This is a genomic window from Haemophilus sp. UMB1048 (assembly GCF_030218125.1).
Taxonomy (GTDB): Bacteria; Pseudomonadota; Gammaproteobacteria; order Enterobacterales; family Pasteurellaceae; genus Haemophilus_D.
Map to the genome: position 1 here is coordinate 1 of NZ_JASOPB010000055.1, position 311 is coordinate 311.

General features: G+C 45.0%; 1 pseudogene. It reads right to left on the reverse strand.

Annotation, left to right across the window (positions count from 1 at the left end):
- A pseudogene (locus tag QP437_RS09845) lies at positions 1–311 on the reverse strand (hypothetical protein); the annotation flags it as partial.

Genomic DNA, 311 nt, shown 5'->3' on the forward strand with positions numbered 1-311 from the left:
AAGTCTTCTGCAAGCTCTGCAGTAGAAGCAGATAAATCAGCGAAGTCATCAGCATCTTCTGCAACCGAAGCAGATAAGTCTGCGAAGTCTTCAGCAAGCTCTGCAACCGAAGCAGATAAATCGGCGCAATCTTCAGCATCTTCTGCAACTGAAGCAGATAAGTCAGCTAAATCTGCAGCATCTTCTGCAACCGAAGCAGATAAATCAGCGCAATCAGCAGCATCTTCTGCAACTGAAGCAGATAAGTCAGCTAAATCTGCAGCATCTTCTGCAACTGAAGCAGATAAATCTGCTAAATCTTCAGCAAGCTC